The organism is Seongchinamella sediminis (assembly GCF_003457605.1).
Classification (GTDB): domain Bacteria; phylum Pseudomonadota; class Gammaproteobacteria; order Pseudomonadales; family Halieaceae; genus Halioglobus; species Halioglobus sediminis.
Genome location: NZ_QRAN01000044.1, coordinates 1 through 8,393 on the forward strand (window position 1 = coordinate 1; position 8,393 = coordinate 8,393).

Genomic DNA, 8,393 nt, shown 5'->3' on the forward strand with positions numbered 1-8,393 from the left:
CAAGCGACACATTTACCGAGGTGACCTTCCAGGGCTTCTGGATACCGAGAATCTGACTGTAAAGCTGTGTATCTTTCATGAGGACAAGGCTAATCTACCCACTCGATTTGGTGAAGACCCAGCATTTTTTTGCCCCGGGCTGCCGACCATGTGCTGGTCGGCCGGGTCAGCGCCTGAACGCGCCGGTGCGCAAAAAGTGCTCGGCCTGTTCCCACACCAGCGGGTTCCAGATCATGAATGTGTGCAGAACCGGCATTTGCAAAAAGTCCAGCATACCGGGAACCACCGTTTCCGCCACCGAGACCGTGCCATCGCTGGGCCCCTCGGGGAAGCCCGGTAACAGGGTTGAGTCCCTGAGATTGCCGGCGATTATGCCCAGCTGGAAATCCACTGGCCCCAGCTTCAGCGGCACAGACGCCTCGCCGGCGGCCAACTGCTCAATCGCCGGCGGCCGCAGGCCGTCCAGCCAGTCCAGGCCGGCAAAGTAGGCCGCCACCTGGCTGCCCTGGTTGGGCGGCCCCAGCATCACCACCCGGGTATTGGGCGCCAGGGGGTGTCCGGCTGCGTACTGCCTGACCAGCACTCCGCCCAGTGAATGGGTAACCAGGTGAACCCGGCCTGCTCCCATGCCATGACAGGCAGCCAGCCCTGCACCCACCGACGACTCGGCAAGCACCTCGATGGAAGCGGAGAGCGAGTTGTAGCCCTGGTTCACCACCTGGTAACCCGCATGCTCAAAATACCATTCCATCGGCTTCATCGCCGCCGCAGAGCGAAACAGGCCGTGCAGCAGAACCACGCACTCCTCACCGCCATCAGCGCTGGCCGGTGCCGATTGACACAGGGCGACAAGCATTAACGCACGGCAGAGTAGAAGACGGTACATGGGTCGGCGATCAGGTCCGGCAAAACCAGAGTATACACCGGGGGGAATGGAACACAGTCTGTAGGCTCCCCCGGGAGAAAATTTTGCTATCATTGCCGCCAGCGCGCTATCCGGCGCCTACGCTCGAATAAAAAGCTTCCCGGGACAATTGATGAAACTACCCGTGTACACGGCAGGACTGTTATGCGCTCTCGCCACCGGCGTGGGGACGGTTCCGGCTGTGGGCCAGAATGGCAACAAGCCCGCGACCGAGTTTTCGGCGGAAGTGGGCCTGGGTGTCGAATACGACAGCAATGTCACCGTCGATGAGCTGGATGCATCCAGCAACCAGAGCGACTACTCGCTGGTGCTGGATGCGGAACTGAAAGTGGAACATCAGTTCAACGACTCCCTCGATCTGGCAGTCACCTACGACTTCAGCCAGGCAAACTACGAGGAGTTCAGTTTTGTCGACCGCCAGACCCACCTGCTGGGGCTGGACCTGGGCACCCGCTTTGGCAAGGTCAACGGCGGCCTGACCCTTTACTACATCAATGCCCGGCTCGATGGTGACGACTTCCTCGAGTACTACCGCGGTTCCCCCTACCTGTCCGGTTTCCTCTCCAAGCGCTGGTTCGCGCGGGCCGCCTACGTGTACTCGGACAAGACGATTGAACAAAACCAGTTCCGCAACGCCGAGAGCCACGCCGGCGAGATGGATTTCTACTTCTTCCGCCGCGGGCTGCGCAGCTACTTCAACCTGGGCTACAAGTTCAAGGATGAGGACGCGGTCGCGGATCGCTACGACTACAGCGCCAACAACATAAAGCTACGCTACATTCACCGCTTCGAGGTGCTGGGGGAGGTATTGAAAGCGGAGCTGTCCTGGCGCTATGAGGACCGGGATTACAGCGGCATCACCCCGAGTATTGGCGAGGAGCGCGAGGACCGGCGGCACCGCTGGAAAATCGACCTGGAGTACCCGGTACTGGACCAGGGCAGTATCAGCCTGTACGGAGGTTACGGGGACTACGATTCAAACTACCCCCGATCGGACTATGACCAACATGTGATCGGCACACGCCTGTCCTATCGCTGGTAATTCCTATCCGGCCAGGCGCCGGCCAATCAGATACCGGTGAGACGCAGCAGACCGTGACCGTAAATCTCGTCGCGCCCGGGCGGCCCCAGGTCCTCGGCGGACCGGTACAGCAGGGTCATCACGTCGACCCCCGGTTGCTCGCTTAACAGCCTGGCGGCCGCCGTGGCGGCAAAGGGCACCGCAAACGAGGTGCCGGAAGACGCCACATAGCCGCCCCCTGCCCTGGCGTGCAACAAACCCACCCCGGGTGCTGCGATATCGAGATAGGTGCCACGGTTTGCCAGCCTGAATACCTGGCGGCCCTCATCCACCGCGGTGACCGCCACCACACTTTCATAGGCCGCCGGGTACATGGGCTGGGCCACCGGGCCGCCATTACCCGCCGCGGCCATCACCAGTACCTGCTGGCTGGCGGCGCGCTTCAGCGCGGTTTCCAGCAGCCGATTGGGGGGGCCGGCGAGACTGATATTGACCACGTCGACCTCGCTGGAGATCAACCAGTCCAGCGCCCGCAACAGACTGACGGTGGAGGCGATTTCCCCACGCTCTTCATCCTGTTCGAACACGGCGGCAGCGTAGAGTTGGGCGTCGGGCATCAGGCCCTGGTAGTCCACATCGTTGGCGGCAATAATCGAGGCGATGGCCGTTCCGTGGAAGTCGGGGAGCTGCCCGTCACGGGAGACAAATGACCGGCTCTCGATACTGGCCAGGGCCAGGGCCGGGTGGCTCACATCAACCCGGCTGTCGATCATGCCAATACGTGGGGCATTGGCGGCCCTGGATTCGGGGAGGCTCAATGCCTGCCGGGGAGCGATGCCGGTTTCGGTCGCCACCAGTTCCGTGCCCGCGGTGTAAATATGGTTGAGGTCGACCTCGGCGCGGTCCTTGCCCACCACATCCAGCACCCCGCGGCGGACCTCGGTAATATCAAAGCTGGAGGGGCCCGCCACCTCGGCCAGGCGCATGCCCAGCGCAGGCAGGTCGGTTACGGTGTCAAACAGGTAGCCTTTCTCCGCCAGTTCCTCGAACACTTCCGGCTCCGCCATCACCAGCCACTGCTCCCGGGCAATCCTGTCCTCGTCTACCTCGAGGTCGCTTTCCAGGGTATCGAGAATATCGTCGATCTGGTTCTCGAAGCGCTCCTCAACCGAGTCGGCCACCTGCACTTCAGCTGACATTTCAACCGTCTGGGCGATGGTGTCTTCCACCGAGGATTCAACTCCTGCTGCAACGGTCTGGGCAACGTTCTCTTCCACCGAGCTTTCAACCCCGGCCTCAACGGTCTGGGCGACGCTCTCTTCCACCGAGCTTTCAACCCCGGCCTCAACGTTCTGGGCGACGTTCTCTTCCACCGAGCTTTCAAGCCCGGCTTCAACCTGTTCCTCCACGCCGTCCTCTACTGTCTCCTCGACATTGTGGGCGACCTCCTCCTGGACGGACTCCTCAACCTGGTCCTGAACACTGTCCTCGACGTTCTGGGCCACGGTCTCCTCAACCGCATCCTCCACGGTTTCATCGACGTTCTGCTCGACATCTTCAGTAACCGTCTCGGTAATCTGCTCTTCCACGGTCTCCTCGACCAGGTCCTCTACCGTCTCCTCGGCAATTTGCTCGGACTCGTCTTCAATGGTCTCCTCGACGGTTTCTTCGACCTGGTCCTCGACCTGGTCCTCGACCTGATTGCCGATATTGATGTCTACCCCGAGGGTCAGGCCGTCTTCTACAGCCTCCTCAACGGCATCCTCCACTGATTCCTGGACATCCTCGTCTGTCGCGTCCGCCACCGAATCATTAACCGAGTCTTCTACTTCATCCTCGATGTCGTCCTCGACCTGCTCCTCGACTTCAGTGCCGGTCAGTACCCCGGGTACCTGGGCCTGAACGATCCCGGCGCCCAGCATACACAGGCCAAGCACAGTGGCGGCGACCGCAGACCGGGCAAAACTCCGGATTATTGTCAAAGTTATCAATAACTTGAAAGAAAGCATGCTAGTATTCACCGTCACGACAATGCGTCGTCTAGTGTAATGATGACGAGCCGCGCAAAGAAAAATTCCCCCTGTCGGAATAAAAGGCGGAATAAAATCGCGCGCCCAAACGTCCCATATTTTAACAGGATTCGTATGCCAGCGCTCAGCGATTCACAACGTGAGGCTCTGATGGCCGAACTGGGTGGATTGCGCCGGTTCTGCTACTCGCTTACCGGCAATGCCGCTGATGCTGACGACCTGTTGCAGACCACAGTGGAGAAGCTGCTGCTCAAGGGTATGCCGGACGACGCGCATACCGCCAGGTGGAGCTACCGGGTCTGCAAGAATGTGTGGATCGACGAATTGCGGTCCCGGGATGTGAGACAGCGCTACCCCTCCATCGCCGATGAGGAAACGCAGTCCCCGTCCACCGAGGCCATCGCTGACGGAGAACGGGAAATTGAAGCGGTGTCAGCGGCCCTCGACAAGTTAGCGGAAGAACAGCGCCTGGCGCTCAGCCTGGTAACTATCGAGGGCAAGACCTACGCCGAGGCGGCGGAGATCCTGGAGGTGCCGGTGGGCACCATCATGAGTCGCATCGCCAGGGCGCGGAAAAATTTACTGCAGCACTACAGTCCGCAGCGCGATCAGGACTGACGAGAACACGCTATGAACGAACAGGATTTTCAACTGCTCTCCCAGTACCTGGACGGTGAACTGGATGCTATCGCCGCCCGCCAGCTGGAACAGCGGCTTGCAGCCGAGCCACAACTACAGGCCACCCTTGACGACATGAGCGGGGTTGAAGGCCGGATAAAGCGGGCTTTCGCCGGCACCGACAGGGCCCCCGAGGCGATCGCTGCGATGCTGCGCCCCGCGTCCAACGTGGTTGGCTTCCCCAGCCGCAAGCGGCGCCCCGCGTGGCAGTATGCGGTGGCGGCGTCACTGGTGGCTGCGGTCGGCGCCCTGCTGGCACCGCAGTGGCAACAGAATACTCCCGCAAGCCCGACACTGGCAGACCTCCTGGAATCCACCCCTGCCATGGCAGAAGAGTGGCAGACACTTGCCGATGGCAGTTCGGCCCGCCCGGTGCTCAGCTTCCAGTCAATTGATGGCAGCTGGTGTCGCGAGTACCTGGTGAATATTGCAGGCGAGGGGCAGCGTGGTGTTGCCTGCCGCGAGGCCGGCCAGTGGACGACCCGGGTGGTCGCCGCAGCCGAGCTCCCCGGCAGCGCCTCGGAATTCCGCCCCGCCGGCGCCGGTGACGCCGATGCCGTGGCCGACTTCCTGGCCGAACACGCCGCCGGTATCGCCCTCGGCGCCGCTGATGAGCAGGCCCTGATCGACAGTCACTGGCAATAGCAGGTCCATAGCTTGCGCGTGGCCCGGTACCGACAGGTAACCGGGCTTTTTTGTGCCCGCAACCCCTGGACCAACAGCACGGAAAACGCTTCAACAACACAGGCTAACTGATTGAATTAAAGAGATAAACGGTAAATCAAAAAGAGAAACAGGGCCCGCCACCCCATGTAGATGACGGGCCCTGAAGTTCAGTGCGGAGGGCTAGCGGTCCCCGCTCTGGGAGGCATGAGCCACGAAGTCAGGGCTTGCCTGCACTCGGTGGCGAAAAAGGTGAGGTCTGCAGTGACTGCCTCGCATTCTGTAACGGCCTTAAGGCTCTTCGATGCGTACCCAAATGGCAGGTCACCCGGTACCTCCAGGTGGTGTTTCACTCCACTTTGATTACATGACGGCTGGGGAACAGAACTTATTCCCCATTATTGGAAAAAAATTTATTTATTTTGCCCACCGCCCAGAATTTCGTCGGCCACTACAGCCCCGGGTCCTGGTGCTGGGGCCGTTCCCCGGCCGCAAAGGCACTGGGAGCAATCCCGGTCCAGCGGTGAAACGCCCTCGAGAAACTGCTGCTGTCGGAAAAACCGAGCAAGAAGGCCACCTCCGCCAGGGAGGGTCCGCCCGCCTCGCCGAGATAGGAACGGGCGAGATCGCAGCGGGTCTCACTCAACACCTGGTTGAAGGTGACGCCCTCCGCGCTCAGTTTGCGCTGCAGGCTGCGGCCGCTCATCCCGAGAATCCCGGCATAGTCCTCCTGGGACTTGACACCACTGGGCAGGTCGGTGGCCAGCAGGGTACGCAGGCGAGTGGCGACACTGCCTATTTCCAGGCGCGCCAGATACGCCTCCATCACCCGGTCGTTGGAGCGCGCCAGTTCGTCGTTGCCGCCGGCGAGCGGTCGCTCGAGCTCCCCGGTAAGAAACTCGAGTTCGTAGCCCGGGTGAGCGTACTCCACCTCGCAGCGAAAGAAATCGGCGAAGGCCTGCGCCTGTTCCGGTTCGGGCCGCATCAGCTTGACTCGCAGTGGCGAGAAGTCGGGCCCCAACAGGCGCCTGCAGGCGCGCAGGATGGCCGATATCACCGCCTCCATCGCCTCCGGCGCCGGCTGGGTGGCGCCCGGCCGCAGGTGCCAGTCGATAACGCTGGTATCGGCGCGCCGGGCGAAGCTCACTTCCGCCACGTCGCTGACGGTGGCATTGAATCGCACCACCCGTTCCAGCGCTTCCCGCAGGTTACGGCTGGCCATGAAGGCATAGCCGAGGGCGTGGAAGGTGGTGTGATTGGAAAACTTTGACACCCACAGCCCCAGGGTCTCTTCCCGGGTTTGCTCGGCGGCCAGCTGCCACAGGCGGGTCGTGGCCGCCAGTGGAAAGCGCCTCCCCGGCTCGGCGACGCTGGCCGGATCAATGCCGGCTGCCAGCAGCAGCGGCCGGGTATCCAGGCCGCGCTGTTCCAGCGCCGACACCAGGACCTGGGTCCAGCTGGACAGCACTGTGGGCGGTTTGCCCTGATTAATTGCGGTTGCTGGCATCTTCGGTCATGAATCTGGCGTGCTCAGTCATGCGGGTCGTGTCACCCGGGCGTAGTCTCATTACTGTCTTGTAGCTATTTCCTAACCAACAGAGCGAATACCCATGAAAGCCATCCAGATACCGCGCTCGCCGGACAACGATTATACACAGCAGGCAGCCGCCGAACGACGCCAGTTTATCGAACAGCAAAGCGGGGCCAGCCTGCACCACGTGGGCCAGTACTCCTTCGACCCCGGCTCCCTGCCCGGCAATATTGAGAATTTCACCGGCATTGTACAGATGCCCCTGGGCTTCGCCGGTCCGGTGCGGGTCAACGGCGAGCATGCCCAGGGCGATTTTTTCGTGCCCATGGCAACCACCGAGGGCACCCTGGTGGCCAGCTACAGTCGTGGCATGAAGCTGACCCGGGAAGCCGGGGGCATCACCACGACGGTAGTGGACGACGCGATGCAACGCTCACCGGTGTATGTCTTCGAAAACGCGCGCCAGGCGAGGGATTTCGCCCACTGGCTGCTGACCCGCTTCAGCGACATCAAGGCCGCCGCCGAGACCACCACCAGCGTGGGCAAGTTGCGCAACATCGAGCAATATCCCGCCAGCAAAATGATTTACCTGCGCTTCAACTACACCACCGGCGACGCCGCCGGCCAGAACATGTGCGGCAAGGCGACTTACGCCGCTTGCCAGTGGATCAATGCACACTACAAGGGCCCCATTTCCCGCTATTTTCTCTCCGGCAATATGGATACCGACAAGAAGCACTCGCAACTCAATACCCTGCACAGTCGCGGCAAGCGGGTGATCGCCGAAATCACCCTGCCGCGGACACTGCTGCAGGAGCGGATGAGGACCACGCCCGAGGCCATGTACGCCGCCCGTATGGCCTCGCAACTGGGTGGCCTGATGGCTGGCGCGGTGCACAATGGCGTGCACCCGGCCAACGGCATTGCCTCGGTTTTTATCGCTACCGGCCAGGACGAAGCCAATGTGGCCGAGTCGCACGCCAGCCTGGTGTATGCGGAAATCACCCCGGAAGGCGACTATTACTATTCGGTCACCCTGCCCTCGCTGATCGTTGCCACCTACGGCGGCGGCACCGGTCTCGCGACCCAGCGCGAGTGCCTGGAGACCATGGACTGCTATGGCGCCGGAAAGGCGCACAAGCTGGCAGAAATTATCGCCGCCACGGTGCTGTGCGGAGAAATCTCATTGGGCGCCGCGGTGGTGTCTGAAGAGTGGGTGAGCAGCCACGACGAACTCGGTCGTAATCGCCCCTGAACCGGTGCCAGCAATGGCCCCCATAACTATAAGCCGTAACAACGAGGGATACTCATGAAACGCAATCACATCAATGTGTTGAGCCAGGCCACGCTGGCCGCTGTTGTCAGCCTAGGGGCCGGTACTCCGGCGGCGCAGGCCCAGCAAAGCGGTGCCCGGGGCAGCTCGGCACTGCTCGAAGAAGTCATCGTCACCGCCCGCAAGCGCGAGGAGGGTTCGCAGGACGTACCCATGTCCATCAGCGCCTTCAACGCCAACCAGATCGAGGCCCTCAAGGTACGCGACCTGAC

At 61.7% G+C, this 8,393-nt stretch carries 8 protein-coding genes; 5 read left to right on the plus strand and 3 right to left on the minus strand.

Annotated elements, in window-relative coordinates; all coding sequences use genetic code 11:
• Window positions 1-166 precede the first annotated feature (166 nt).
• Window positions 167-886 carry an esterase/lipase family protein gene (locus DWB85_RS19060; RefSeq protein ID WP_205422824.1) on the minus strand — a complete coding sequence of 240 codons (720 nt, stop codon included), beginning with the start codon at window positions 884-886 and terminating at the stop codon, window positions 167-169.
• A gap of 151 nt (window positions 887-1,037) precedes the next feature.
• Between DWB85_RS19060 and DWB85_RS19065 the strand changes: the two genes are divergently transcribed.
• Complete coding sequence (locus DWB85_RS19065) at window positions 1,038-1,967, plus strand: surface lipoprotein assembly modifier (RefSeq protein WP_117957650.1); 930 nt, start codon at window positions 1,038-1,040, stop codon at window positions 1,965-1,967.
• 26 nt (window positions 1,968-1,993) lie between these two features.
• On the opposite strand, the gene DWB85_RS19070 is transcribed toward DWB85_RS19065, so the two are convergent.
• Window positions 1,994-3,928, minus strand: a complete 1,935-nt coding sequence (locus tag DWB85_RS19070) for a S8 family serine peptidase (protein ID WP_239017399.1) — start codon at window positions 3,926-3,928, stop codon at window positions 1,994-1,996.
• A 198-nt stretch (window positions 3,929-4,126) separates the two neighbouring features.
• On the opposite strand from DWB85_RS19070, the gene DWB85_RS19075 reads away from it, so the two are divergent.
• Window positions 4,127-4,594 (plus strand): RNA polymerase sigma factor, encoded by a 468-nt coding sequence (locus DWB85_RS19075; protein ID WP_239017400.1) that lies wholly within the window; start codon window positions 4,127-4,129, stop codon window positions 4,592-4,594.
• Window positions 4,595-4,606: 12 nt separating this feature from the next.
• Window positions 4,607-5,299 (plus strand): anti-sigma factor family protein, encoded by a 693-nt coding sequence (locus tag DWB85_RS19080; RefSeq protein ID WP_117957655.1) that lies wholly within the window; start codon window positions 4,607-4,609, stop codon window positions 5,297-5,299.
• A gap of 469 nt (window positions 5,300-5,768) precedes the next feature.
• Here the strand turns inward: DWB85_RS19080 and DWB85_RS19085 are convergent, their stop codons facing one another.
• The gene (locus tag DWB85_RS19085) at window positions 5,769-6,824 is read right to left on the minus strand and encodes an AraC family transcriptional regulator (protein ID WP_117957657.1); all 1,056 of its coding nucleotides are present in this window, start codon (window positions 6,822-6,824) and stop codon (window positions 5,769-5,771) included.
• A gap of 103 nt (window positions 6,825-6,927) precedes the next feature.
• On the opposite strand from DWB85_RS19085, the gene DWB85_RS19090 reads away from it, so the two are divergent.
• Together DWB85_RS19090 and DWB85_RS19095 are read left to right on the plus strand one after the other, a co-directional pair.
• Window positions 6,928-8,103: a hydroxymethylglutaryl-CoA reductase gene (locus tag DWB85_RS19090; protein WP_117957659.1), complete on the plus strand. Its 1,176-nt coding sequence runs from the start codon at window positions 6,928-6,930 to the stop codon at window positions 8,101-8,103.
• Window positions 8,104-8,157: 54 nt separating this feature from the next.
• The coding region (locus DWB85_RS19095; protein WP_205422825.1) for a hypothetical protein at window positions 8,158-8,393 on the plus strand (236 nt) is incomplete at its 3' end.

Excerpts from the sequence above, each read along its gene's own strand:
- DWB85_RS19060 (WP_205422824.1), bottom strand. The coding sequence starts at position 886 with ATGTACCGTCTTCTACTCTGCCGTGCGTTAATGCTTGTCGCCCTGTGT.
- DWB85_RS19065 (WP_117957650.1), top strand. The coding sequence starts at position 1,038 with ATGAAACTACCCGTGTACACGGCAGGACTGTTATGCGCTCTCGCCACC.
- DWB85_RS19075 (WP_239017400.1), top strand. The coding sequence starts at position 4,127 with ATGGCCGAACTGGGTGGATTGCGCCGGTTCTGCTACTCGCTTACCGGC.
- DWB85_RS19080 (WP_117957655.1), top strand. The coding sequence starts at position 4,607 with ATGAACGAACAGGATTTTCAACTGCTCTCCCAGTACCTGGACGGTGAA.
- DWB85_RS19085 (WP_117957657.1), bottom strand. The coding sequence starts at position 6,824 with ATGCCAGCAACCGCAATTAATCAGGGCAAACCGCCCACAGTGCTGTCC.
- DWB85_RS19090 (WP_117957659.1), top strand. The coding sequence starts at position 6,928 with ATGAAAGCCATCCAGATACCGCGCTCGCCGGACAACGATTATACACAG.